This window comes from Devosia sp. FJ2-5-3 (assembly GCF_029201545.1).
GTDB lineage: Bacteria > Pseudomonadota > Alphaproteobacteria > Rhizobiales > Devosiaceae > Devosia.
On sequence record NZ_CP104007.1, the window covers coordinates 2795611 to 2818889 of the forward strand.

At 63.3% G+C, this 23279-nt stretch carries 22 protein-coding genes; 9 read left to right on the top strand and 13 right to left on the bottom strand.

Annotation, left to right across the window (positions count from 1 at the left end):
- The 3 genes from N0P34_RS13565 to N0P34_RS13575 all read right to left on the bottom strand — a co-directional run bounded on the left by N0P34_RS13565 (position 1) and on the right by N0P34_RS13575 (position 3857).
- Positions 1 to 1239, bottom strand: a complete 1239-nt coding sequence (locus N0P34_RS13565) for an amidohydrolase family protein (protein WP_275603760.1) — start codon at positions 1237 to 1239, stop codon at positions 1 to 3.
- On the bottom strand, positions 1236 to 2504 hold the full coding sequence (locus N0P34_RS13570) for an amidohydrolase family protein (RefSeq protein ID WP_275603761.1): 1269 nt from the start codon (positions 2502 to 2504) through the stop codon (positions 1236 to 1238). Before N0P34_RS13570 ends, N0P34_RS13565 begins: the two co-directional genes overlap by 4 nt.
- 126 nt (positions 2505 to 2630) lie before the next feature.
- The gene (locus N0P34_RS13575; RefSeq protein WP_275603762.1) at positions 2631 to 3857 is read right to left on the bottom strand and encodes an amidohydrolase family protein; all 1227 of its coding nucleotides are present in this window, start codon (positions 3855 to 3857) and stop codon (positions 2631 to 2633) included.
- A gap of 337 nt (positions 3858 to 4194) precedes the next feature.
- Here N0P34_RS13575 and N0P34_RS13580 point away from each other — a divergent pair, with 337 nt between their 5' ends.
- From N0P34_RS13580 to N0P34_RS13605, 6 genes are all read left to right on the top strand, one after another.
- Positions 4195 to 5151: a LysR family transcriptional regulator gene (locus N0P34_RS13580; RefSeq protein WP_275603763.1), complete on the top strand. Its 957-nt coding sequence runs from the start codon at positions 4195 to 4197 to the stop codon at positions 5149 to 5151.
- Between the two features lie 130 nt (positions 5152 to 5281).
- A complete protein-coding gene (locus N0P34_RS13585; protein ID WP_275603764.1) occupies positions 5282 to 6313 on the top strand; it encodes an extracellular solute-binding protein in 1032 nt (343 codons plus the stop codon).
- A gap of 30 nt (positions 6314 to 6343) precedes the next feature.
- Positions 6344 to 7210 carry an ABC transporter permease gene (locus N0P34_RS13590; protein ID WP_275603765.1) on the top strand — a complete coding sequence of 289 codons (867 nt, stop codon included), beginning with the start codon at positions 6344 to 6346 and terminating at the stop codon, positions 7208 to 7210.
- Positions 7207 to 7998 carry an ABC transporter permease gene (locus tag N0P34_RS13595; RefSeq protein ID WP_275603766.1) on the top strand — a complete coding sequence of 264 codons (792 nt, stop codon included), beginning with the start codon at positions 7207 to 7209 and terminating at the stop codon, positions 7996 to 7998. Before N0P34_RS13590 ends, N0P34_RS13595 begins: the two co-directional genes overlap by 4 nt.
- Positions 7998 to 9095 carry an ABC transporter ATP-binding protein gene (locus N0P34_RS13600; protein ID WP_275603767.1) on the top strand — a complete coding sequence of 366 codons (1098 nt, stop codon included), beginning with the start codon at positions 7998 to 8000 and terminating at the stop codon, positions 9093 to 9095. The genes N0P34_RS13595 and N0P34_RS13600 overlap by 1 nt, the downstream gene beginning before the upstream one ends.
- Positions 9096 to 9109: 14 nt before the next feature.
- On the top strand, positions 9110 to 9868 hold the full coding sequence (locus N0P34_RS13605; protein WP_275603768.1) for a 5-formyltetrahydrofolate cyclo-ligase: 759 nt from the start codon (positions 9110 to 9112) through the stop codon (positions 9866 to 9868).
- 71 nt (positions 9869 to 9939) lie between these two features.
- On the opposite strand, the gene N0P34_RS13610 is transcribed toward N0P34_RS13605, so the two are convergent.
- From N0P34_RS13610 to N0P34_RS13645, 8 genes are all read right to left on the bottom strand, one after another.
- The gene (locus N0P34_RS13610; protein ID WP_275603769.1) at positions 9940 to 11853 is read right to left on the bottom strand and encodes a beta-L-arabinofuranosidase domain-containing protein; all 1914 of its coding nucleotides are present in this window, start codon (positions 11851 to 11853) and stop codon (positions 9940 to 9942) included.
- An 11-nt stretch (positions 11854 to 11864) separates the two neighbouring features.
- Positions 11865 to 12923 (bottom strand): sn-glycerol-3-phosphate ABC transporter ATP-binding protein UgpC, encoded by a 1059-nt coding sequence (ugpC, locus tag N0P34_RS13615; protein WP_275603770.1) that lies wholly within the window; start codon positions 12921 to 12923, stop codon positions 11865 to 11867.
- On the bottom strand, positions 12920 to 13747 hold the full coding sequence (locus tag N0P34_RS13620) for a carbohydrate ABC transporter permease (RefSeq protein ID WP_275603771.1): 828 nt from the start codon (positions 13745 to 13747) through the stop codon (positions 12920 to 12922). The genes ugpC and N0P34_RS13620 overlap by 4 nt, the downstream gene beginning before the upstream one ends.
- Positions 13744 to 14646 (bottom strand): sugar ABC transporter permease, encoded by a 903-nt coding sequence (locus tag N0P34_RS13625; protein WP_275603772.1) that lies wholly within the window; start codon positions 14644 to 14646, stop codon positions 13744 to 13746. Before N0P34_RS13625 ends, N0P34_RS13620 begins: the two co-directional genes overlap by 4 nt.
- Positions 14647 to 14715: 69 nt before the next feature.
- Positions 14716 to 15945, bottom strand: coding sequence for a sugar ABC transporter substrate-binding protein (locus N0P34_RS13630; protein ID WP_275603773.1), 1230 nt, complete (start codon positions 15943 to 15945; stop codon positions 14716 to 14718).
- Between the two features lie 110 nt (positions 15946 to 16055).
- Positions 16056 to 17093 carry a LacI family DNA-binding transcriptional regulator gene (locus tag N0P34_RS13635; protein ID WP_275603774.1) on the bottom strand — a complete coding sequence of 346 codons (1038 nt, stop codon included), beginning with the start codon at positions 17091 to 17093 and terminating at the stop codon, positions 16056 to 16058.
- 81 nt (positions 17094 to 17174) lie between these two features.
- Entirely contained in the window at positions 17175 to 18071 is an 897-nt protein-coding gene (locus N0P34_RS13640; RefSeq protein WP_275603775.1) for a sugar phosphate isomerase/epimerase, read from the bottom strand.
- A gap of 10 nt (positions 18072 to 18081) precedes the next feature.
- Complete coding sequence (locus tag N0P34_RS13645; protein WP_275603776.1) at positions 18082 to 19116, bottom strand: Gfo/Idh/MocA family oxidoreductase; 1035 nt, start codon at positions 19114 to 19116, stop codon at positions 18082 to 18084.
- Between the two features lie 157 nt (positions 19117 to 19273).
- Here N0P34_RS13645 and N0P34_RS13650 point away from each other — a divergent pair, with 157 nt between their 5' ends.
- From N0P34_RS13650 to coaBC, 3 genes are all read left to right on the top strand, one after another.
- Positions 19274 to 20317 (top strand): LacI family DNA-binding transcriptional regulator, encoded by a 1044-nt coding sequence (locus N0P34_RS13650; protein ID WP_275603777.1) that lies wholly within the window; start codon positions 19274 to 19276, stop codon positions 20315 to 20317.
- Positions 20318 to 20386: 69 nt separating this feature from the next.
- The gene (locus N0P34_RS13655) at positions 20387 to 21175 is read left to right on the top strand and encodes a carbon-nitrogen hydrolase family protein (protein ID WP_275603778.1); all 789 of its coding nucleotides are present in this window, start codon (positions 20387 to 20389) and stop codon (positions 21173 to 21175) included.
- Positions 21172 to 22386 carry a bifunctional phosphopantothenoylcysteine decarboxylase/phosphopantothenate--cysteine ligase CoaBC gene (gene coaBC / locus N0P34_RS13660; RefSeq protein WP_275603779.1) on the top strand — a complete coding sequence of 405 codons (1215 nt, stop codon included), beginning with the start codon at positions 21172 to 21174 and terminating at the stop codon, positions 22384 to 22386. The genes N0P34_RS13655 and coaBC overlap by 4 nt, the downstream gene beginning before the upstream one ends.
- Before the next feature lie 14 nt (positions 22387 to 22400).
- Here coaBC and N0P34_RS13665 read toward each other — a convergent pair whose 3' ends face one another.
- A complete protein-coding gene (locus N0P34_RS13665) occupies positions 22401 to 22685 on the bottom strand; it encodes a hypothetical protein (protein ID WP_275603780.1) in 285 nt (94 codons plus the stop codon).
- A 76-nt stretch (positions 22686 to 22761) separates the two neighbouring features.
- Entirely contained in the window at positions 22762 to 23247 is a 486-nt protein-coding gene (locus N0P34_RS13670) for a DUF4126 family protein (protein ID WP_275603781.1), read from the bottom strand.
- Between the last annotated feature and the right edge of the window lie 32 nt (positions 23248 to 23279).

The following is a 23279-nucleotide window of genomic DNA, read 5'->3' on the forward strand; positions in this document are numbered from 1 at the left end:
CTAGTGCTTCAGACGACGCGAGACCGGCTTGCCGCCCTTGAAGACGGTGAGTTTGGTCTTGTCGCGCAGGATTGAGATATTTTCGGTGGGATCGCCGGCCACGAGGACGATGTCGGCGAACTTGCCCGCAATTAGCCGCCCGGCGTCGATCTGCATGAGGTCGGCACCCACCGCGGTCGCGCAATGGATCGCCTCGATGGGGGAATAGCCACCCTGGACGAGGAGTTCGATCTCGCGGAGATTGCCAGCGCCATGCGGCAGGAAGAAGCCGGCATCGGAGCCCATGGCGACCTTCACGCCCGCTGCCTTGGCACGCGTCAGACGCTCCCATTTGGCGGTTTCGGAATCGCTGGCCCATTTGAGCGTCCGCTCGGAGGCGCCGTGTTCCAGGATATAGGCCGAGGAGGCCTCGTTCACCGCGAGCGTGGGGACGAGGTAAGTGCCGTGCTCGGCCATATAAGCAAGCGTCTCGTCATCGATCCAGTGGGCGTGCTCGACCGTGTCGCAGCCGGCGCGGATGGCCGCAGACAGCGGGGGGCCGCCCGACGTATGGGCGCCGACCATGACGCCCTGTTCGTGGGCTTCTTCGCAGGCGGCAGTGATTTCGGCCAGCGTCATCTCGAAGCGGAAATAGCGCTCGTCGCGGCGCGAGCCGACGCAGGGATTGAGCTTGATGAAATCGGCGCCGCGCTTGAGCTGTTGGCGCACGCCGGCCCGGAAACCGTCGGGACCCTCGCAATTGGCGTTCATGTCGCGGAACATTACGTGATCGCCGAAGCCGGGCTGGTCCATGTGGCCGCCGGTGACGGTCAGGCCCAGGCCGCAGGCCTTGATGCGCGGGCCTTCGACCTGCCCGGCATCGATGGCCCGGCGCAGATCGATGATGGTCCCGCCCGGCGCGTGCATGTCGCGCACGGCGGTGATCCCGTATTCGAGCGTCTCGCGGGCATAGCGCGCGGCTCGCAGGGCCATTGCCGGGCAGTGTATCAGCGCCGTCTCGACCCGGAAGGCATCGAGATCCACCGCGCCGCTATAGGCCATGTGCACATGAGCATCGATGAGGCCGGGAATGATCGTCGTGCCTTTCGGCGCATCGATAATTTCGGCGCCCTCGGGCTGACCAATGTCGGCAGCGCGTCCAACGGCCTTGATGCGATCGCCCTCGATCAGGATGGCGGCCCCTTCGAGAGCCTTGGCTCCCGTGCCATCGATCAGCTTGTCGGCTCGGATCAGTTTCATGCGGCCACCTCGGCAGGAAAGGAAGAAATCAGTGTGCCGCCCTCGGCGACCTTGAAGCCGTCCTTGAATACGGTCAGCCGGCTTGCATCGCCGAGAATGGAGATGTCGGCGAGAGGATCGCCATCGACGACAAGCAAATCGGCCAGCTTTCCGGCTGCGAGCACGCCGACGGGCAGCGACATGAGTTCGGCATTGACGCGCGTGGCCGCAATGATTGCTTCCATCTCGGTGAAGCCGCCCTGAACCAGCAGCGCCAGCTCGCGCCAGTGCATGGTTCCGTGGGGCACCATGAAGCCGGCATCGGTGCCCGCCCCGATCTTGACCCCGGCCTTGCGGGCCTTTTCGAGCGACACCCATTTTGCGTCGCGGGAGGAATAGGCCCAGTCCGAGAGGGTCTGGCCGGGGGCGAGCTCAACCTCGAAATTGCGCTCGTTAACGAGCAGGGTCGGCACCAGAAAGGTGCCCCGCTCCGCCATCAGATCGATGCACTCATCATCGATCCAGTGGGCGTGCTCGACGCAATCAACCCCGTTCGCCACGGTGGCGGTGAGCGGAGGACCGCCGGAGGTGTGCGAGGCGACATAGAGCCCCTGCGCGTGGGCCTCGTCGCAGGCCGCCCGGATTTCGGCGGGGTTCATTTCCGGACGCCAATAGACGCCCGGCACCTTGCGCGACCCCACCGCGGTGTTGAGCTTGATGAAGTCGGCGCCCCGCCTTGCCTCGACGCGCACGCCCTTGAGGAACTCGTCCGGGCCGTCGCAGGGATGGGCAAACCCATCGAGCGAAACGTGATCGGCATAGCCGGGCAAGTCCATGTGACCACCGGTGACGGTCAGGCCGCGACCGCAGGCACTCAGGCGCGGTCCCACCACATCGCCACGCGCGATGGCGTTGCGCAGATCTATGGCGACGCCGCCGGGGGCGTGCATGTCGCGCAGGGCGGTGAAGCCGCTGGCCAGCGCCAATTGCGCGTGGGCGGCCGCGCGCAGGGCCATCGCCGGATAGGAGGTATCGGTCTGTTCGGCCCGCGCCACGGCTGCATTCTCGGAGCCGCTATAGACAATGTGCACATGGCTATCGATCAGGCCGGGCATGAGGGTGGAGCCGGGCCTGGTCTCGACCATGACCGCGCCGTCCGGCACGCCCATATCGGCCTGTCGGCCCACCGCGACGATCCGGCCTTTTTCCACCAGCACGGCGCCTTTCTCGATCGCCGCCGCTCCCGTGCAGTCGATCACCTTGTCGGCGAGAAAGATTTGTCTCATGGCGCGTTTCCTTCGTCGGTAATTTTGCGCAGGTCTTCAGGAAGGCCCTCCTGTCGGGGGCCTTGATGAAGTCTGCTCGTGATCTCTTTCGCTGCGGGCCGGTCGGGCCGGCCGTCCTTTATCCGGTCACTGCACCGCGACCCCGCCCTTGAAGACGCGGAGTTTGCTGATGTCGTGAAGAATGGAGATGTCATCGAGCGGATTGCCGTCAACGATGACGATGTCGGCATATTTGCCGGCTTCGAGGCGCCCCGCCTCGATCTCCATCATGTCGGCACTAGACGCGGTGGCGGCGACGATGGACTCCATCGGGGTGAACCCGCCCTTGACCATGAGCATGAGCTCATAGGCGCCCCATTTGCCGTTTTCGAGCTGGAAGCCGCTGTCGGTGCCGGTGCAGACGCGGATGCCGGCCTTGCGCACCAATTCGAGCGTCTTCCACTTGGCCGCGCTCGATTCCCGGTGCCAGCGCTTGTATTTTTCCGCCAGGTTCGGATTGTCGACGGCGTAGCTGGCATGAACATCGTTGATGGTCAGCGTCGGCACGAAAGTGGTGTTGTGCTTGACCATCAATTCTATGGTCGGCTCGTCGATCCAGTGACCGTGCTCGATCGTGTCGACCCCGTTGCGCACCGAGGCCGCGACACCGTCCGGACCATAGGTGTGAGCCGCAACATGGACCCCCTGGGCGTGCGCTTCATCGCAGGCCGCCCGGATCTCGTCTTCGGTCATCTCCTGCCGCCAGAAGCGGGTCGGGCTGTTGTGATAGGAGACCCAAGTGTTGAGCTTGATAAAGTCGGCGCCGCGCTTGAGCTGCTCGCGCACACCCTGACGGAAACCGTCGGCGCCATTGCAGGGCGCGGTCATGTTGGCGAAGCTGACGTGATCGGCCCAACCGCCCTCGTCCATATGACCGCCGGTTACGGTGAGACCCATGCCGCACGCCTTGATGCGCGGCCCGGTAATATACCCGGCATCGATGGCCTTGCGCAGATCGATGATCGTTCCGCCCGGAGCGGCAAGGTCACGGACGGAGGTGAAGCCTGACCGCAGCGTCTGCTGGGCGTAATAGGCGGCGCGCAGGGACATGTCGGCATAGGACATGCTCGCCATCTCCCATTTGTGCATGCCGGTCTCATCCGGCGTACCCGGCGAGCGCAAATGCACATGGGCGTCGAACATTCCCGGCATGACCGTGCCGTCCGTGTCGATGATTTCGGCCCCTTCCGGAACACCGATATCGGCAGCGCGACCGGCGGCGACGATCCGGTCACCTTCGAACAGCACCGCCCCCTGGTCGATACTGCCGCCCTTGCCATCAATCAGAACCCTGCCGCGGATCAGATGCTTCACAAAAGCCCCCTCGAACTTTGTAACATCTGTAGACTGTCATACATAATTTGATGACACAACCTTTAGCAGTTGCAGAAAATGCCTGTTTTTGAGGCGTTCCTGCGGGCGTGGTAGTATCCGGGCGGGAAAATTGCGGGGCAAATTGCTTATACCAGGGGTCGCAATCTCGGCGGCTTGCCTCGCGGGAGCGGTCATTTGCCGCGCGAGCGGGCGATGGCAGAATATGGGCACAGGCTCTATGACGCCTGCCAAAGCGTCTCGCGCATAAACACCGTGATTTGTTCGCGCAGTGGCTTATCAAAGAGGGCAGGAAGCGACGCTGCGCGGGGAGCGGACGATGAGTAGCAGATCCAATTTCTTTGGCCTCAGCCTGCGCGATCTCGACATTCTGCGGCGCCTGCTTTCGGTTCGGAGCGTGTCGGGCGTGGCGGCGCAACTGGGCCAGAGCCAGCCCTCGGTCAGTGCGATCCTGCGCCGGTTGCGCGACATTTTCGGCGATCCGCTGCTGGTCCGGTCGGGCCAGAAGATGGTTCTCACCGAAAAGGGCATGCTGGTTTCCGCGCAGGTGGACGCGCTGATGAACGGCTTCGTCGACCTACTGGAATCGGACGAGACGTTCGACCCCGCCACCTCGGAACGGACAATTCGGATCGCGGCGGCGACCTCGTTCGAGTTCTTTCTCGTGCCCCACCTCATCGCCGAGCTGAACCGGATCGCGCCACGCTGCCGGCTCGAGCTTTTCGTGCCCACTCTGCACAGCGGTGACGAAACGGAGCGGGAATCGGGCGGGCTCGATGCCATCGTCGGGAACTGGCCCGTGCCGCCGGCGCACCTCAAGCACATGCCTTTGGCGAGCGCGGAATTGGCCTGCCTCGTCTGCGTTTCCCATCCCCTCCCGGCGGGCACGCAGTTGACCCTCGAAGACTATGTAAGGCTGAGCCACATCTCCCCGTCTTCCCAGCAGGATTTGTCGATCAGCCCCATAGAGGGGATGCTGGCGCGGCTGGGGCTCGAGCGGCGCGTGGTTATTTCCGTCCCCGACTATTCCATCATTCCGCAATTATTGCCCGGAACCCAGCACGCTTTCACCGTCGGGCGGCGTTATGCCGAGCATGCGACGCGCGGCGGCAGGCTCAAACTTCTGCAAATGCCCGAAGAGCTGGGCGTAATGGCCTTCTACCTGCTCTGGCATGAGCGCTCCCAGGCCAGCCGCTATCACCGCTGGCTGCGGGAGACTATACGCCGGCTCGTACGGGAGCAGGATGTTTTGGCGGTTCCAGGCGGTCGCCCATAAGGCCGGGATTATGACTCATATATGGGATGGGCAACTTTTCCTGTCCTGGTGCCCTGCCTAGTCTGAATTCAACGTGCCTTTGCGAGTGGGCACGGGAACAGCGTTATTAAACTTAACATAGCAGGGAATCATGAAACGCATCGCTTGTTACGCGGCAGTGACCGCAGTGAGCCTTTTCCCGTGCCTGCCAACCTTTGCGCAGGATTACTCGGGTCGCACTCTCGTCGTCGGCACCTGGGGCGGCGATATCGAACGCCTCCTCCGGGAGCATGTTGCCGGCCCGCTCGAAGCCAAGACCGGCGCCAAGGTCGAGTTCCTCCTCGGCGGCAGCGGCGATCGCCTCTCCAAGATGGTGGCGGAACGCAATAATCCCACCATGGATGTGACCTTCCAGAACATTTATGAAGCGCCCTCCGCGCTGAAGGAAGGCCTCGTCATTGCACCTGACGCCGCTCTCGTTCCCGCCGCAGCCGACGTCTGGGCCGGCATGAACGATGGCTGCTACGCGATGAGCCTTGTCGGGCTCGGCATCGCCTACAGCAAGGCCGTATTCCCTGAAGCCCCGGAATGGTCCGATCTGTGGAACCCAGAACTCAAGGGCAAGATGGCCTATGCCCCCTATCCGAGCTCGGAAGGCGACGGCATGCTGGCCGTGGCCGCCCGCATCGCCGGCGCGGACGAAACCAACCCGGACGCGGCCTTTGCAAAGCTGGCCGAGCTGGGCGCGCCGATGCTGACCTATAACAGCCTCGATGAAGTGCTGACCCTGATGGATGCCGGCGAAATCGCCGCCGCGCCGATGATCTCGGGCTATGTCATCTCCAACCTCGAGAACTACGAAGGCATCGGCTTCGTGTTCCCGAAGGACCCCGGTCCGGTGCTGGTGCGTGACATGGTCTGCCAGGTCGCCAACAGCCCTGAGCCCGAGCTGGCCCAGATGTTCATCGACCTCGCCCTCGGTGTCGAAACCCAGACCGCCTACGCCAATGAACTGAACTTCGGCCCGACCAATTCCAAGGTCGTCCTGTCCGATGAACAGGCCGCCAAGGTGATCAACACGCCGGAAGAGGTGAAAAGCCTGCTCCAGCTCGACTGGACCTATGTCATTGCGCAGCGCTCTGACTGGACCGACCGCTGGAACAAGGAAATCCTCGGCCAGTAATCAGTCTGCCCGAGCACAGGACCGCACGCCTTGAACCAGACACCGGACATCACCCCGACGACAACGGCGCTCCTCGTCGCGCCCGCGGCCGTCCTGATGTTCGGTGTCTTCGTGCTGCCGTTCCTCTTTCTGGTGGTATTGAGCTTCTGGAGCCAGGTGCCCGGCTCGCTCAGTCTCGACACCAGTTTCACTCTCACCAACTATGTCCGCATCTTCAGCGACAGCTATTATCTGGGCGGTTTGTGGACGACGCTTTGGCTGAGCGGCTTCGTGACGCTCATCTGCCTGCTCCTCGCCCTGCCCCTGGCGCGGTGGATCGTGCTCCATGCGGGGCGCGCCAAGGGCCTGCTCATCGGCATCTCGATCCTCCCGCTGATCTGTGGCGCGCTCTTGCCCACGCTGGGACTCGTCAATCTCCTGAGCCCGCTCGGCTTCATCAATGGCGCGCTCAAATCGATGGGCCTGATCCAGACCAGCCTGCCGCTTCTGGGCAATATTACCGGCGTCAGCATCGGGCTCGTGCAGGCCTTCCTGCCGCTGATGGTGCTGCCGCTCATCAACACTGTTGAACGAATTCCGCACGACTATGAAAAGGCCGCCATGTCCCTTGGCGCGTCGCCATTCGTAGTCTGGCGGCGAGTGCTGCTGCCCTTGATGCTTCCGGGCATCGTGGCCGGCAGCCTCCTCGTTTTCTGCGCCGCGCTCACGGCCTTCGTGACGCCGCAGATTCTCGGCCAGGGCAAGGTCGTTACCTTTGCCTCTCTCGCCTATCAGCAGGCCGCCATGGTGCTCGACTGGCCCTTTGCCTCGGCCCTCGGCATTGTCATGCTGCTGTTCCTCGCCCTCGCCGGTCTTGTCGGCGCGCTGATTTCCCGTCGACTGGCGAGGGCCTCATGACATCTCGTTTCGGCAAGGGCCTGATGCTCGCGGGCGTCGTGGCCATCCTGCTGTTCCTCCTGGCCCCGATCCTGGTGCTGATCTTTTCGGCCTTCGACGGCGGCAATATTTTCCGCTTTCCGCCGCGCAGCTATTCGCTGCGCTGGTTCGAGGAAGCGTTCAACCACAACGAGTACAAGAGCAGCCTGTGGATCAGCACAGTGCTGGGCGTCATCTCGACGGCCATCGCCGTCGGGCTTTCGAGCCTCGCCGCCTTCGGCCTTGTGCGCGGGAAGCCCTCCTATCGCCTGGCGCTCGAAGTGCTGCTGCTCGCTCCGCTTACCCTGCCGCTGGTGGTCTGGGCCATCGCGCTGTTGTCGATCTACGCGCAATTGGGCATGAACGGCACACTGCCCGGCCTGATCCTTGCCCATGTCACCATCACCATGCCGTTTGCGGCGCGGATCATGATCGCCACGTTTGACGAGATCGATCCCAAGCTCGAGGCCGCAGCCAAGAGCCTCGGCGCCTCACCCTGGAATGTCGTGCGCCGCGTCACCCTGCCCCTAGCCATGCCCGGACTTCTGTCCAGCACGGCCATCGCCTTCCTCGTTTCGTTCAACGATGTGGTGGTGACGACGCTGATCGCGGGAGCCGGGTGGATTACCTTCCCGGTCCGCACCTTCTCGCGGCTGCGCACCGAGGGTATCGACCCGACAACGATCGCCATTGCCGCGATGATCGTCGGCTTCACAATATTGGTGATCGTCCTCGGACAGCGCCTCTTCCAGCTTTCAAGGCGGTTCTGATGACCGGATCTTCCTATCTACGCATCCGCTCCGTGCAGAAGAGCTACAAGGGCGCGGTGGCGCTGCATGACATCAACCTCGATGTCGAACAGGGCGCGTTCATCTCCCTGCTCGGCCCCAGCGGTTGCGGCAAGTCGACCCTGCTGCAGATCCTCGCCGGCCTGCTCGACGCCGATCGCGGACAGATCGAACTGGGCGGCGAAGACATCACCGATCTGCCGCCCTGGAAACGCAATATCGGGCTGGTGTTCCAGAACTATGCGCTGTTTCCCCATCTCAGCATTCGCCAGAATGTCCGCTTCGGGCTCGACATGCTGGGCATGGACCGCGCCGAAGCCGAAAAGCGCGTCGATGAATCCCTGGCCATGGTCGGTCTCGACCCTGCGCTGAGCCGTCGGCCCGGCGAACTCTCGGGCGGTCAGCAGCAGCGTGTCGCCATTGCCCGGGCCATCGCCATCCGGCCGCGACTGCTGCTGCTCGACGAACCGCTTTCCAATCTCGATGCCGTGCTCCGCCACAAGGTGCGCCTCGAACTGCGCGAGTTGCACGACCGCACGGGGATCACCACCATCATGGTGACCCATGACCAGGCCGAGGCCCTCGCCACCTCCGATCGGATCGCGGTGATGAATTCGGGCCGGATCCAGCAGTATGAGCCGCCGGAGACCCTTTATCGCGCGCCGGCGACTGCGTTTATCGCGGGCTTTGTCGGTAGCCCGCCTGCAAACCTCCTGCCGCTGACGGCCAGGGATGCCGACAGCTGGACCCTGGCAAACGGGCATGTCTGGCGGCCTCTCGCCCGCCTCGCCCCCCAGGCCAATGGCGTCAAACCCGGCACGGCGTGCCTGATGGCGCTGCGGCCGGAGACCCTCGCCATCGAAACCGCCGGCGAGGGCGGCCTGTCGGCCCGAATTGCCGCGATCGAATTCGTCGGTGGGGACCGGCTTGTCCATGTCGAGACGGGCGGCACGCAGTTGACCGTGCGAATGGCCGCCGAACAGGCGATCGCTGGCCCCGAAATCCTGCTTTTCCCGCCGCAAGAGACGCCTCTCTTGTTCGACGCGAATGGCGGCATGCGGTTGCAAGCCGCACTTTAGTGATGGAGATTGTGATGACCGATCGTGGTCGCTGGGCGGGTCGCAACCCTGCCAAAGACGAGTTGCGCAATGCCATCTGGGATCAGCTGGTCGAGGACGGGGTCGCGATTGGCCCTGCGCGCAGCCATATCCCCAATTTCACCGGCGCCGATATTGCCGCCTGGCACATGACCCAGATTCCGGCCTGGAAGACTGCCAAGGCGGTCAAGGTCAATCCCGATTCCGCCCAGTACTCGTTGCGGTTGCGGGCGCTCTACGAGGGCAAGACCCTTTATTGCCCCGTTCCCGAACTGGTGCAGAGCGCGCCCTATGTCCGCATCGACCCTGTCGTGCTCAAGGAAAAGGGCATTACCTTCGAGCTGGCTGCCAGCCATCAGGGCTATATGCACCATGGCGAGCGGATCGAATTCACCGACATCCCCGAGCTCGATTTCTGCGTGTTCGGCTCGGTGGCCGTTACCCGGCAGGGGGCGCGGACCGGCAAGGGCGGCGGATTCGCCGATCTTGAAGCCGGCGTGCTCAACGAGCTGGGCCGGATCAGGCCCGACACGCCGCTGGTCACCAGCGTCCACTCCACCCAGGTGGTGCCGGACGGCAACATCGTCATGATGGATTTCGACTGCTGGATGGACTACGTCGCCACCGAACAAGAGCTGATCACCACCAACAGCGCTCATCCCCGCCCCAAGGGCATTTCCTGGGACCATGTGCAGCCCGATCAGTTCGAATCGATCCCATTTCTGCGCGAACTGCAGGCCGGCTCGAGCCGCTAAGCGCATTTGAAGAGTTGCAGCGCCCGGCCAGAACGCCGGGCGCTTTTTTGTCTCTGCCGATCGGACGACTTCTATTCGACCGCTTCCGGGATCCAGACCACCATCGAGCCCTGATTTCGGTTGGCCCAGAGGTAGTAGGGGATGGCCGTGAGGGTGGCAGAGGTCTCCTGGGGGGGCGCGGTTCGGTAAAGCTGAGTGAAGTCGGCTTCCTCGATTGCGGTCCCAGCGGCGTGCAGCTTAACGATGCCGCCGAAGAGGTTTTTGTCCATCTCGGTGCGCAGCTCGGCACTGCGAGGGAGTTTGAGGCGCTGGACCCTACCCTCCCCGTTGTCGGTTTCTTCAAGGCAATAGACCAGCGGCCCGCGCTTGAGCGCAACGCGACCGGCGTCCATGATAACGCCGGGATGGGCGTAGAGGCGGACCGGCGGCATGGGGAGCGTCAGGGTGACGACGTCGCCCTTGGTCCATAGACGGTTGATGGTGACATAGCCGGCCTTGGCCGATGACACATCCACCGCGTCGCCATTGACCGCCAGCTTGGCATCCGAGCACCAGCCGGGAATGCGCAGTTTGACGTCGAAGGTTTTGGGCGTTTCCGGATCGACGTGAATGGTGATGTCGCCGGACCAGGGATAGTTGGACTCTTCCCTCAGGCTCACCTTGGTGCCTGATATTTCCACGTCCGAGGCAATACCGCCATAGAGGTGGAAGGCGACGCCGTCGGCGGCGGTCGAGAGGAAATAGCCGCCGACCGAGGCGACGAGGCGCGAGACATTCATGGTGCAGCAGGGGCAGGTGTGCCAGTCCCAGCGGGTCGGGGTGCCATCGCTTTCGAGCGGATTGGCGTAGAAATAGTGCTCGCCATCGCGGCTGAGGCCGGAGAGCGCGCCGTTGAACATGGCGAGCTCGAGGATATCGGCATATTTGCCATCGAGATCGAGATGCAGCATGCGCTGAGCCCAGAAGATCAGGGCAACCGAGGCACAGGTTTCGGCATAGGCGGTCTGGTTGGGCAGGTCGAAATCGTGGGTAAAACCCTCATTGTGTGCCGAGGGGCCGAGGCCTGCCGTGACATACATTTTTGTCTGCATGACATCGTCCCAGAGGACTTCGCAAGCCCGCTTGAGATCGGCGTCGCCAAGTTCGGCGGCGAGGTCGGCCATGGCGGTATAGAGATACATGGCGCGCACGGCGTGGCCGACGACCTTGTCCTGCTCGCGAACCGGTTTGTGGCTCTGGGAATATTCGTAATTGCCGAAGACATAGCGCTGGCCGGCATCCCCGCCCTCACGCTGATCGCGCTCCCAGTCGAAATAATGTGGCGGCTGGCGGCCGCGCTCATTGATCATATAGGTGGCGAAGTCGAGGTGCTTCTTTTCGCCGGTGAGGTAATAGAGCTTCATCAGGGCAAGCTCAATTTCCTCGTGGCCGTCATAGCCGCGGCGCTGGCCAGGGCCGGTGCCGAACTCGGCGTAGATATGGTCGAGATAGCGCTCCATGATGTCGAGGAAGCGCCGGCGGCCGGTAACCTGGAAATAGGCCACAGCGCCTTCGAGCAGGTGGCCGGCATTATACATCTCGTGATTGTCGCGCAGATTGGTCCAGCGTTTTTCGGGCTCGCGACCGAGATACCAGCAATTGAGATAGCCGTCGGGCGCCTGAGCCTTTTCGAGATCGTCGATAGCGGCCTCGATCTTGGCTTCGATATCGGCATCGCGCCGATGGGCGAGCGCATAGCTGGCCGCCTCGATCCACTTGCCGACATCGCTGTCCCAGAACACCTGAACGGTGAAGCCATTGGGGTGGCGCGGGAAGCGCAGCGGCGGCGGTGGATTGGGGAGTTTGAGACTGTCGAGAATGCCGTATTCGCCGAGCTTTTTATGCTGGCTGGGGACGGTGCGGGCGAGGACCGTGTCGAGCCGTTCATGCCAGAACTGGCCTTCCAGCTTGACCGACGGGAACGGGACGGGAGCGTAACGAGACATATTATGTGCCCTTAGAGTGCGACGCCGGTTTGCGGATCGAAGAGGTGGATATTTTCGGGCGCTATGGAGAGGCCGATGCGATCGCCTGGCCTGAGGCTTGAGCGCTCGGACTGAACCAGCTGGAACGCGCCATCGGGCGAGGTCAGATAAGTGGCGGAACCGGTGGATTCGATGACACCGATCTCCAGATGGAAGGTGGCGTCAGTGCTGGCGGGCTGGAGATGTTCGGGGCGCAGCCCGACGACCACCGCCCTGCCCGGCTCGAGACTGCGCGGCAATGGCAGTTCACCGGCGCCATCGGCGAGGACTACGGATCTGCCAGCCTCGGCAATGCGGCCGTCGATGAAATTCATGGCCGGTGAGCCTATGAAGCCGGCGACGAAGCGATTGACCGGCTTGTCGTAGAGGTCGAGTGGGCGGCCCTGCTGCTCGATGATGCCATCGCGCATGACGACGACCCAGTCGGCCATGGTCATGGCCTCGATCTGGTCGTGGGTAACATAGACCGAGGTGGCGCCGAGGCGATCATGGAGCGCGCGGATCTCCTTGCGCATCTGGACGCGCAAAGCCGCGTCCAGATTGGAGAGCGGCTCATCGAAGAGGAAGGCTTTGGGGTTGCGGATGATGGCCCGGCCCATGGCGACGCGCTGGCGCTGGCCGCCGGAAAGCTGGCGGGGATAGCGCCCGAGGAGCTGGGAGAGACCGGTCGTGGCCGCGACTTCGGCGGCCTTGGCCTTTGCCTCGGCCTTGCCGACGCCATGGAGGCGCAGCGAATAGGTGAGGTTTTCCTCCACCGTCATATGCGGGTAGAGCGCGTAGGACTGGAACACCATGGCAATGTCGCGATGGCGCGGCGGCACGCCGGTCATGGTTTTTCCGGCGATCTTGAGTTCGCCTGCGGTGATGGTTTCGAGGCCGGCGATGGAGCGCAGAAGCGTGGACTTGCCACAGCCGGAGGGGCCGACCAGGGCAACGAAGCTGCCCTTTTCGATGGTCAACGAGATGGTCTTGAGGGCATGGAAGCTCCCATAATGCTTGTCGATGCCGATGAGCTCGATCTGTGCGGTCATTTGAGGGCTCCCGAGGTGAGGCCGGAGACAATGCGGCGCTGCAGGATGACGAAGGCGAGGAGGATCGGCGTCACATAGATGGCCGAATAGGCCATGATCGAGCTCCAGTCGGTGGAGTTGGGCCCAAGGAAGCCGGAGAGGCCAACGCTGGCCGGCTGCTGGGTGGGGCTCTGGATGATGGACTTGGAGTAGATGTATTCGCCGAAGGCACTCATGAAGGTGAGGATGGCGCAGACCAGAATGCCGTTTCGCGCCAGGGGCAGGACGATGGAGAAGAAGGCCCCGATGCGCGAATTGCCATCCACCAGCGCGGCTTCCTCGAGTTCGCGCGGGACGCTCATGAAGGTGGCGCGCACCAGCACGACGAAGAACGGCATGGCCTTGGCGGCGGCGGCCAGCACCACCGCGGTGCGCGGGTAATTGAGGAGGCCGATCTGGTTGAAGCCGACGAAGAGTGGCGTCACCATGACCGAGGCCGGTAGGACCTGCAGCATCAGCACGCAGAAGAGGCCGACATCGATCCAGACATTGCGGTAGCGGGCCAGCACATAGGCGCAGCCTGTGCCCAGGATCACGGTGATGGCGGTTACGCCGGAGGCGATGAGCACGGAATTGGAGAGGAAGACCGGCATGTTCCGCCGGGCCCAGACCTCCGGGTAGATCCCCGCATTGGGATTGTTGGGCCATAAGGTCGGCGGATTGGCGAAAATCTCAGAGCCCGTCTTGAGGCTGGTGACATACATCCAATAGAGCGGAAAGAGATAGATCGCGGCGAGCGCCAGCGCCACGACGAGCAGGAACCAGGGGGTGTAGGTCTTGGTCATCCGCGCACCTCATGGCGCGTCGAGCGCACATAGATCACTGAAGCAAAGAGCACGAGCAGGAACATCATGACCGAGACGGTTGCGCCCTTGGCGAAGTCATAGAGCTGGAAGCTCAATTGCCAGGACCAGAAGCCGGCGACGTTGGAGGTGTTTGCGGGCCCGCCTTCGGTGAGCGCGGGGAAGAGGTCGAACTGCTGGAGCGTGCCGATGAGGCCCAGCGAGAGCACCGCACCAATGGTGGGGCGCATCATCGGCAGGGTGATGGTCCAGAAGCGCTGGAAGGCATTGGCGCCATCGAGCTCGGCGGCCTCGTAGAGATCGCGCGGGATGGCGGCGAGACCCACGGAGAGCAGCAGCATGTTGAAGGCGAGACCGAGCCAGATATTGGCGATGATGACGGCCCAGATGGAGAAATTCGGGTCCGACTTCCAGAAGATGTTGGACTGGATGATGCCAAGGCTCTTGAGGATGACATTGAGCACGCCGAAATCGCCGGCGAGGATCCAGCTCCAGATGGCGCCGACGACAAGGCCGGGCATGACCCAGGAGACGAGGAACAGGCCGCGGATGGTGGAGGCGCCAGGGAAATTCTGGGCAAAGAACAGCGCCAGCGCAAAGCCGAGCACGAACTGTCCGGACATCGAGCCGAAAACGAAGATCAGCGTGTTGCGGGTGACGAGCCAGAATTCGGGCTGCCGCACCACGGCGACGTAATTGTCGAAGCCGACAAAGGGCCGGAACAGCACTCCGAGGGTGAACATGTCCACCTGCTGAAAGCTCATCAGCACATTATAGATGAGCGGCAGGCCTGCCAGGGCGACAAGGAAAAGCAGGGCGGCGCCCACGAGGAGGATATCGAACCCCACCCCGTCCCGCAGCCAATTGAAAAAACGCGACACCGCATCCTCCAGGGCATCAGAAGAAAATGCCGGCCAGAGCGTTCTCCGGCCGGCCAGTGGTCGGGAGGACTATTTTCCGAAGATGGTATCGATGGTGGCCTGGGCCTGGTTGAGCGCATCCATGGCCGGCATCTGGCCAGTCAGGGCCTGCTGTTCGGCGTCATAGATGGCCTTGGAGATCTTCTGCCATTCCGGATGCGGGCCACGCGGCTGAGCGAACTGCAGCTGCTCCTGGAAGACCTTGAGGGCCGCGTCCTTTTTCTCGATGCCGGTGACCGGCAGCTCGATATCGCCACGCGCCGGCAGATTGCCGAACTCGGGGAAGATGCGGTCTTCCTGGTCGACGAAATATTCGAGCAGGCGGAAGGCTTCGTCCGGATGCTGGGTGTTGGCCATGATGCCCCAGTTGAAGCCGCCGAGCGCGGAGGAGCGCTCATCGTCGGCGTCGATGGTGGGGAGCAGAGCCACGCCCCAATCGAACTTGGCGTCCTCGACCATGCGGTCGATTTCCCACGGACCGGAGATGGCCATGGCGGCATTGCCGGAATTGAAGACGCCGGTGGAATCCCACTGGCCGAGGCTGAGCACGTCGCGGCTGGCATAGCCGTTGTCGATCAGGCTCTTCCAGATATCAAGGACCTTTGCCGCGCCCTCGGTATTCACCTTGTCGGCGCCACCGCCGGACATCTGGATGATCGGCAGGAACTGGAAAGTGCCCTCTTCGCCGGCGCGGGCCGAGAAGGTGATGCCGTAGATATTGTTGGCGGGATCGGTCAGCTTGGCGGCGTAGTCGGCGACTTCGTCCCAGGTCTTGGGGGGCTCGGTCAGGCCCGCCTTGGCGAAGAAATCCTTGTTGTAGAAGATACCGATGGTGTCGGTATATTTGGGCAGGCCGAAGAGTTTTCCGTCCCAGGTGACCGAATTGAGCGGGCCGGCGAAATATTCGGCCTTGCTGATGATATCGGAAGCCGCGACGCGATCAGTGATGTCGAGCATAGCCCCGCGCGAAGAAAACAGCGCGAAATCGGGATTGTCGAAGGAGACGATATCGGGCGCATTGCCGGTGGCGAAGGCGCGCAGCGTCTCGTTGACGATCTCATCGAAGGGGATGCCGCGATATTCGACAACGATATCCTCGTTGGCGTCATCGAATTCCTTGGAATAGGTATCGGCGATGCCCGGACGATCGACGCCGTCGATGGACCAGACCTTGAGCGTTACCTGTGCGTAAGCAGGCGTTGCGGCAATCAACGCGCCGAAGGCGAGACCGGCCAATAGACCGAACTTGGTAAACTGCATTATATCCTCCCTTGCGGCCTCGGCCGCGATCCGTGCCGCATCGGGTTTCCTCTTCCCGAGCGGTACTTTCCTCGCTGCCATGGGCACGCCAATGCCCGTGGCAGCACTCCCTAAGCCTCGTGCGACACCCTTCCCTCTTCGTGAGCGGCAGGCAGACCACTGCCGCAGGACTGGCGGACCACGAGTTTGCATGGCAGCGTGCGGATGCCCGGCTCGACCGGCTTGCCCTCGGCAAGTTCCAGGATCAGGCGTCCGGCCTCGCGGCCGAGTTCCTTCAAATTCATGTCGATGGTGGTGAGCGGCGGGCGCGTCGCCGCCGAGACGATTTCCCAATTGTCGAAACCGATGACGGCGACATCTCGGGGGACGGAAACGCCGCGCTCGCGCAGGGCATCGACGACGCCGCGGGCGATCTGGTCATTGCCGCAGAAAATGCCATCGGGCGGTTCGGGGTCGGCCCATAGTTGAGCGATCGCTTCGTGCCCCCAGGCCTCGGACCATGGACCATGCAGGACGGACGCCCCCGCCCCGGCCAATGCGCGAAAGGCGGTGGCACGGGCCGATACCGAGGCAAAACTCTCGGGGCCGGTGACATGGACGAGGTTGCGACGGCCAAGGTCGAGCAGATGTTGGGTGGCGAGGCGGCCGCCGAGGGCGTCATCCGAGACAAGGGTGACCGCATCGTCCGGGCCATCGGTGAAGGCATAGACGACGGGCACGGGAAGATTGGAGAGATCGACAGGCAGGCGACGGTCGATGCGCTTGCCGGTGGCGATGATGCCATCGACCTGCTTGTCCAGCATGGCGTCGACATGGATCTTCGCCAGCGCCGCATCGTCCTCGATGCCGCACAGAAAGACCGAGACGCCGTGATCGATCAGCGCTTCGTTGATCCCGGCCATGACCGGCAGGGTGAAGCGGCCATAGGTGTCATTTGTGAGCAGGCCAATGGTGAAACTGCGTTGCTGGGTCAGCGCCCGCGCCATCGCATTGGGGCGGAAGCCGAGGCTCGCCGCCGCTTGCTTCACGCGGGTACGGGTTTCCTCGGTCATCCGGCCGGTATCGTTCAGGGCCTTGGACGCAGTCGCAACGCTGACGCCTGCCACGCGGGCGACGTCATAGATGCGGATGCGCTCAGCCTTGATCACGTCCCGATACCTCAATGGAAAACCCTTTTCTCAGGTTAGGTAAAACGGTTTCTCAAGCCTCGTCAATAGTCATACTTATTGTCATACATTCACATGGGCGCCGCCGCGCGCGGCCTTAAGATGATTGAGGCCGTGAACTTGCCCGGTCATCTCAAGCGCATCGCGATAGACCGGGTCGTGCCAGCCCTCGATGTCGATGGAGCCCGACCAGCCGGCGAGGCGCAGCTCGGAAATAATGTCGGTCCAATTGCTGTCGCCAAAGCCGGGCGTGCGCATGAAGACGAAGGGATGCTTGCCGAAGATGCCGTGCTCGCGAATGACGTCCCAGCGGATGGTGGCGTCCTTGCCGTGGACGTGGAAAATCTTGTGCGCCCATTTGCGGATCTGTGGCAGCGGATCGATGAGATAGACCATCTGGTGGCACGGTTCCCATTCGAGTCCGATATTGTCCTGGGGCGTCTCGTTGAACATCAACTCCCAGGCATCGGGATTGTGCGCGATGTTCCAGTCGCCGGTCTGCCAATTGCCGTCCATGGCGCAGTTTTCAAAGGCGATGCGGATGCCCCTATCGGCGGCGCGTTGGGCCAGCTCGGTCCAGACCTTCTTGTATTGGGGCAGGCTATCGGTCAGCACTTTGTTACGGATGCGCCCGGTAAAGCCGGCGACGCAACTGGCGCCGAAATGGTGGGCGTTGTCGATGCAGTCCTTCCAGCCCTGCAGGGTCTGGCGGTCCATCTCCTGGTCTTCCAGCACATTGCCGAACATGCCCAGGGTCGAGATCGTAATATCGCGATCGCCGATGGCGTCGCGGCTGCGCTTGCCCAGCTCGGCAAGGTCCTGACCATTGGTGGTCTGCCAGAAGAACGGCTCAAAACTCTCAAAGCCGAGATCGGCGATTTCAGCGATACGCTCTGCCGCCTTGCCGGCTGACGCGGAGACCATGGTGCCGATGCGGATGGATTTGGCTGGGTCGGTCAATGCAGTGTTCCTAAATGTCGATAGCAACGCGTTGGCCCAGGCGCGAACTTTCGATCGCAGCGAAGACCATGGCGAGGCTTTTTATGTTGTCGGATGAAACGGTTTCCGGCGGACGGCCGGTCTCGATGGCGGTGAGGAAGTCGGCGATGACGCTGGCATGGCCGTGCGTCTGCGTGTCGTCCGCGGGTGGCGGGATATCGATGGCGGTAAGATCGCGGAAGAAGCCGGTGTCGCCGGTGGCGATATTGGCTTGGAAGGCGTCAGCGCCATCCCAGAGCACCGTGCCCTTGCTGCCAACAATGCGCCACGCGCTTTCCCAGGAGGTATTGGCCCCCTCGGCAGCCCAGGAGCCGCGATAGTTGAAGACGACATTATCGTCCAACTCAAAGATCGCATTGGCGGCGGCGCCGTGGCGATACCAGGAGCCCGGCGGATTGGTCTGCAGGCAATAGACGGCGCGAGGCGACTTGCCGGACATGAAGCGGGCGGCATCGAGCGTGTGGATGGCCATGTCGAGCAGCAGGACGTTTTCCATTTCATCGCGAAAACCGCCGAAATGGGCGCCGATGAAGAAATCGCAATTGAGGCTGGCCAGCTCGCCGATGGCGCCGGATTCGATGAGACGGCGAAGGCGCCTGACGCCGGGAATGAATCGTCGGTTCTGCACCACGGCGTGAATGCGGCCGGCGGCCTTCGCCTCGGCAAGAAGATGGTGGGCCTCCGCGAGGCTCGCCGCCATCGGCTTTTCGCTGAGCACGTGGCAGCCATGGCGGAGGCCGGCTTCGACCACGCCGGCGCGGGCGGGAGGAACGACGACGTCGAAAAGAAGATCGGGCTTGGTCTCGCCTAGCACCGTGTCGAGGTCGGTACCGATGCTGGCGGCGGAGAGGCCGAACTCAGCGGCCCGCGCGGACGCGGTGGCGAGATCGAGATCGACGAGCCCGACGATCTCCACCCTGCCCTTGAGCAGGTCGTGCTCGCGAAGGGCTGTGAGCCAGCCTTTGGACATGGCGCCGCAACCGGCCAGAACCGCTCTGAATACCAAGACTTCCTCCCGACGGGCCCTGAGCGTCGCTGCCGTATTCGGCATTTCGAAACTGGCCGTAAACGTTTACGACGCTATTATTTGAACGGCGGACGTGTCAATGGGAAATCGTAAACGTTTCTGGAGCGCACCAGGCCGATGGAGGAAGCCAGAAAGCATGACCGGCATCAGGCGCCTGGCGCAGCAGCTCAATATTTCGATCGGCACTGTGTCGCGGGCACTCAATGGCAAGCCGGATGTGAACGAGGCGACGCGCCAGCGCGTGCTCGAGGCGGCCGCTGCCATGGGCTATGTGCCCAACCAGGCCGGCCGCGCCCTGCGCAAGGGATCGACCGGGGTGGTCGGCTTCATGATGCAGACCGGCTCGGACATTACCGGCGAAGGCGATGTGTTCTTCATGAGCGTCTTCGATGGGGTGCAGACGGTGTTTGCGCGCCATCAACTCGATCTCGTTGCCCTGCTCTGTTCCTCCGAGGAAGACCCGGACGCCTATATGCAGCGTATCGTGGCACGTGGTTTTGCCGACGCGCTGATCATATCGGCGACCAAGCGCAGGGATCATCGCATCGATTTTCTCGCCGGCCGGAAGATTCCCTTCATCGCGCTGGGGCGCTCGGAGACGGACGCGGGCCACCCCTGGCTCGATCTCGATTTCGAAGGCATGGCGGAGGTCGGGGTTTCGCGGCTGGTGGCCAAGGGGCATCGGCGGATCGGCGTGTTCGCGCCGCGCGACGATACCAATCTGGGGTTCGTCTTCCTCGACGCCTATCGGACGACGCTGGCCCGGCACGGGATCGCGTATGACGAGGCGCTGGTGTTCCGGACCGCGCCCAATGAGCGTGGGGGCCACGAGATCGCCCGGACGATTGCCGGCATGGCGCCGGAGCAGCGACCGACCGGGTTTATCCTCACCAATGAAGTGATGTCGCTGGGGCTCTATAACGGGCTTTACGAGACCGGCCTCGTGCCGGGGCGGGATATCGCCATCATCGGGCGCGACAGTCCGCAGGCGCATTATCTGGTGCCGCGCCTTACCTGTTTCAGGCTGTCCTTGCGCGATCTGGGCATCTCGCTGGCCGAGGCGCTGCTGGCCAACATGCCCGACTACAGCGCGCATTATCCGCTCGGTGTGGTGCGAAAAATCGTGCCGCTGGAACTGGTCGAAGGCGACAGCGACATGGCGCTTGCTTCCGGGGCATAGAAGACTTGCGGTTGATTTTCCGGTTCTGACTGGCCATGTGCATGTCGGAACAAAAACTGGAGCGCCCGCGTGAGAATCGTCCTGACGCAGCCAAAGGCCAGACTGGCAGACGGAACCGATATCGGCCGGGCTGCCGCCACGCTCAAACGGCACGGTTTCACGGGCGAGCCAGGCGACATCATCCTGCTGCCCGAAGTCATCGGCGAGGGATATAGCGCGAGCGAATATGCCTCGGCCATTGCCGAGATGGCGCGGGCCTTCGGTTGCCACGTGGTGGGTGGGAGCCAGTTCGACACTTCCCAGGTCCAGCCGCCCAACCAGGGCATCGTCGTCGACCCTCTGGGCGACATCATCGCGCACTACCAGAAAGCCAACCCATATGGCCGGGAGCGCCAATTTGCGCGCCCCGGTGACCGCGCGGGGGCGAGCTTCCGCATCAATGGGGTGGAATGCTTCGTCTCGGTCTGTGCTGATTTTTTCCACGCGGAAACCTATCGGACGCTCGATGTGGCGCCGGATCTGATCCTCGTCCCTGCCCTGTCGGTGAGCCGCAAGAGCAGTCCCGACATGGCGCGGGCGCGCTGGCGCCATGCCATGATTGCCCGGGCCTTTGAGCAGGCGGCCTTCGTCGCGGTAAGCGATTGGGCCTATCCGGTGCGGACCGGCGGCGACCTTCCCAGCTCGGGGATCGCGGGGCTTGCCCACCCGGATCCGGAGACGAGTTCCCAGATGCTGCGCACATTGGGGCGCAGCCAGGTCCGCGTCTTCGACATCGACCTCGATGCGGCTCGCGCCTTGCGCGCCGACCAGCGCGCCCGCGGCTTCGAAATCGCCCGTGCCCGGCAGGAGCAGACATGAGCCTTCGCGACAAACAGCTCCTCCTCATCGTCTCCGGGGGCATTGCGGCCTACAAAAGCCCTGACCTGGTGCGGCGGCTGCGTGAACGGGGCGCGCGTGTGCGGTGCGTGATGACCGAGGCGGCAAACAATTTCATCACCGCGACCACGCTGGCGGCGGTTAGCGGCGTGCCCGTCGCGACCGATTTGTTCGAGCCGATTGCGGGCGCCGATGTGGGGCATATTCGGATCGCACGGGAGGCCGACCTCATCATCGTTGCGCCGGCGACGGCCGATCTGATTGGGCGGACGGCCTTGGGCCTCGCGAGCGATCTTGCCGGCGCGATCCTGCTAGCCCGCAGCAGTCCGGTGCTGTTTGCGCCGGCGATGAACCCGAAGATGTGGGACAATCCGGCAACGCAGCGCAATCTGGCGACGCTGCGGGCGGACGGTATCGCGTTTGTCGGGCCGGACAGAGGGGAAATGGCGGAGTCCGGGGAAGCCGGGCTCGGGCGCATGTCAGAACCCCTTGCCATCGTCGCTGCAGCGGAGCGCCTTCTGGCTCCCTCGCGCAGGCGGCTTGAGGGACTGTCGTTTCTCGTTACGTCTGGCCCCACCGAAGAGCCGATCGATCCGGTGCGCTTTATTTCCAACAGGTCCTCGGGCAAGCAGGGCCACGCGATCGCGGCAGCGCTCGCCCATGAAGGGGCGAATGTTCGGCTGATCTCGGGCCCGACCTCGCTGCCTGACCCGGCGGGGGTGCAGATGGTACGCGTGAAGACGGCGGCCGAAATGCTTGCGGCGGCGACAGAAAGCCTGCCGGCCGACGGCGCGATTTTCGTGGCTGCCGTAGCGGACTGGCGCGCGGCCACCATAGCCTCGAGCAAGATCAAGAAGCGCGGCGGGGAGGACGAGGAACTTTCCATCCGCCTGGTGCGAAACCCGGATATTCTCAAGACCATAGGCCATCATGAACAGCGGCCGAAACTGGTCGTGGGCTTTGCGGCGGAGACGGATGACCTCCTCGCCCACGCCGGAGACAAGCTCGCGACAAAGGGCGCGGACTGGATCCTCGCCAATGATGTCTCGCCCGACAAAGGCGTGTTCGGTGGGGACCGAAATCATATCCTGCAGGTGGCGAGGGACGGCGTTACCGATCTCGGGGCCGGAAGCAAGGAAGAGCTGGCAGACCGCATCGTGGACAGGATTGCGGCCTTCTTCCATCGCGGCTGACGCCGCTCATCGGCTCAGGGCAGGACGACGGCCGGGAACATGGTCTCGGGACGCGGGAGCGCGTTGAACTTGTTCTGAAGCTGCAGGTCGTCAAGGGTGCGGCTGAGGACATCGATATCGGTCTGCAGCTTTTGCCGCTCGGCGTCCTCCGCCAATTGCTGCTGGAAGCAGAGCAGCCGCTGTCCATGCGCCCTGATTTCCTCCGCCGTGCTGCCGGCAGGCGGAGGCGGGCACGCCGCCACAGCGGGCTGCAGCGCCAAAAGTGTCAATCCGAGAACAAGCGTCAGTTTGCTGGCCATGTCATTTATGTGGTGCCGCCGGCGGTCCCAGGCAAATCACAACTGGTTTTTTTGCAGCGGAGGGTCACTCTCAGGTTCAATGCCGGGGCGGTTCGAGCAGCGCCGTCGTGCCCATCAGCTGCGGGGTGGCCACGGCAAGCGCTCCCGACATGACGATGGCGTCTTCCACAAGGCCCGTCGAGGTCTGGCCGTAGCGTTCCATGGCGGCGCAGCGCAGACGCCAGCCGATATAGGAGGAGGCGAGCGCCGTCCCCACAGCGATGACCGCGCCGAGCTGGCGCTGCCCTTTGGGCGCCAGCGCCGCTCCGGCATAGGCGGCGGTGACGCTGCGCACGGCGAGACCGATCGGCACGATGCGGTCGGGGGCAGATTTCATCTTGTCGCCGGCCATCTCAGCGGCGGCAAAGGCAGTGGCGCCGGCGGTGACAAGGGGATTGCGAAACAGACTCTGGAACGGCAGCGACGGCCTGATTTCACCACGATAGGTGGCGAGCGCGATGGCGGCGAGTGGGGTTATCCCACGCTGTCCTGCTGCGAGGCCGATGAGAAATGAACGAAGCATGATGCGTCTCCATAATCCAGCCAGGGGCCAGG

Bases quoted from the DNA above. Each gene is read 5' to 3' on its own strand.
- N0P34_RS13565 (WP_275603760.1), bottom strand. From the start codon at position 1,239: ATGAAACTGATCCGAGCCGACAAGCTGATCGATGGCACGGGAGCCAAG.
- N0P34_RS13570 (WP_275603761.1), bottom strand. From the start codon at position 2,504: ATGAGACAAATCTTTCTCGCCGACAAGGTGATCGACTGCACGGGAGCG.
- N0P34_RS13580 (WP_275603763.1), top strand. From the start codon at position 4,195: ATGAGTAGCAGATCCAATTTCTTTGGCCTCAGCCTGCGCGATCTCGAC.
- N0P34_RS13585 (WP_275603764.1), top strand. From the start codon at position 5,282: ATGAAACGCATCGCTTGTTACGCGGCAGTGACCGCAGTGAGCCTTTTC.
- N0P34_RS13595 (WP_275603766.1), top strand. From the start codon at position 7,207: ATGACATCTCGTTTCGGCAAGGGCCTGATGCTCGCGGGCGTCGTGGCC.
- N0P34_RS13600 (WP_275603767.1), top strand. From the start codon at position 7,998: ATGACCGGATCTTCCTATCTACGCATCCGCTCCGTGCAGAAGAGCTAC.
- N0P34_RS13605 (WP_275603768.1), top strand. From the start codon at position 9,110: ATGACCGATCGTGGTCGCTGGGCGGGTCGCAACCCTGCCAAAGACGAG.
- N0P34_RS13610 (WP_275603769.1), bottom strand. From the start codon at position 11,853: ATGTCTCGTTACGCTCCCGTCCCGTTCCCGTCGGTCAAGCTGGAAGGC.
- ugpC (WP_275603770.1), bottom strand. From the start codon at position 12,923: ATGACCGCACAGATCGAGCTCATCGGCATCGACAAGCATTATGGGAGC.
- N0P34_RS13620 (WP_275603771.1), bottom strand. From the start codon at position 13,747: ATGACCAAGACCTACACCCCCTGGTTCCTGCTCGTCGTGGCGCTGGCG.
- N0P34_RS13630 (WP_275603773.1), bottom strand. From the start codon at position 15,945: ATGCAGTTTACCAAGTTCGGTCTATTGGCCGGTCTCGCCTTCGGCGCG.
- N0P34_RS13650 (WP_275603777.1), top strand. From the start codon at position 19,274: ATGACCGGCATCAGGCGCCTGGCGCAGCAGCTCAATATTTCGATCGGC.
- coaBC (WP_275603779.1), top strand. From the start codon at position 21,172: ATGAGCCTTCGCGACAAACAGCTCCTCCTCATCGTCTCCGGGGGCATT.
- N0P34_RS13665 (WP_275603780.1), bottom strand. From the start codon at position 22,685: ATGGCCAGCAAACTGACGCTTGTTCTCGGATTGACACTTTTGGCGCTG.
- N0P34_RS13670 (WP_275603781.1), bottom strand. From the start codon at position 23,247: ATGCTTCGTTCATTTCTCATCGGCCTCGCAGCAGGACAGCGTGGGATA.